The sequence below is a fragment of the Photobacterium alginatilyticum genome, from assembly GCF_009910675.1.
Classification (GTDB): domain Bacteria; phylum Pseudomonadota; class Gammaproteobacteria; order Enterobacterales; family Vibrionaceae; genus Photobacterium; species Photobacterium alginatilyticum.
This window is the reverse complement of sequence record NZ_RSEJ01000124.1, coordinates 1-1,172: the sequence shown is the minus strand read 5'-3', so window position 1 is coordinate 1,172 and position 1,172 is coordinate 1. Positions and strand designations below refer to the sequence as shown.

Below are 1,172 nucleotides of genomic sequence, written 5' to 3'. Positions count from 1 at the left end.
TTGCACTTCACTCTCCTAATTTTTACTTCACGCTCCCAATKTTTKATGAKTCAATTAATAKTTCTTTTGGKCAARRTRGAGGATAYCTCGATCGGGKGAGAAAACGGGKAAATCCSATATGACCCAATATATCKGACAAKTCGCACTATACGTCAATCCAAGATGCATCTTCCTCTCCAGGACTCCGAAAAGGTACTTTTGGAACACCAATMGGCATTAAAAAAAAAAGAGCWAAATACTATATTTCACTTTGATGTGGAAACGTAAGAATGGGTTTATTATCTTTCKAATATTAGCCCTTGTGTTAGTTTACCCATAGATTAGAAAACTTCATACATAATATAATAAAACGAAGACAAAATGAATAAAGAMAMATTATTMCAAATAGGTCTTTTCTAATGATAAAGTAATATRGGCATATTCCYTCATAAGGAGTAGTTTCAACACCCATTGCGTATWGGTACTTATWGAGTRTAGAATAAATTTGCTTCGCCTTGTTCCTACGAASAGAATTGTTMCATAKATTATCAACAAAATAGAACAAACATTCTCCCTTATTCTAAGAGAATCCACTGAATAAAGGGGATCTATAGCATAGTCTATAGTGGAGTCTTTTTCAATGCAATAAAGTTACGTAGTGTCTACTTTTCTTTGATAAAGGGGTATTTCCATGGGTTTACCTTGGTATCGTGTTCATACTGTTGTGTTGAATGATCCCGGTCGGTTGCTTGCTGTCCATATAATGCATACAGCTYTGGTTKCTGGTTGGGCSGGYTCAATGGCTCTSTATGAATTAGCAGTTTTTGATCCYTCTGACCCYGTTCTTGATCCAATGTGGAGACAGGGTATGTTYGTTATWCCYTTCATGACTCGTTTAGGAATAACCAATTCRTGGGGSGGTTGGAGTATCACAGGAGGGACTGKMACGAATCCRGGKATTTGGAGTTACGAAGGTGTAGCYGGGGCACATATTGTATTTTCYGGCTTGTGCTTCTTGGCAGCTATCTGGCATTGGGTGTATTGGGATCTYGARATTTTTCGTGATGAACGTACAGGAAAACCYGTTTTRGATTTGCCCAAAATCTTTGGAATTCATTTATTTCTTGCAGGGTTGGCTTGTTTTGGTTTTGGTGTATTTCATGTAACAGGCTTATATGGTCCTGGAATATGGG

The 1,172-nt window shown here is 37.8% G+C and carries 1 protein-coding gene; it reads left to right on the top strand.

From position 1 onward, the window contains the following. Window positions 1-670 precede the first annotated feature (670 nt). A partial coding sequence (locus EIZ48_RS31470; RefSeq protein ID WP_500690624.1) for a hypothetical protein occupies window positions 671-1,172 on the top strand: 502 nt, incomplete at its 3' end.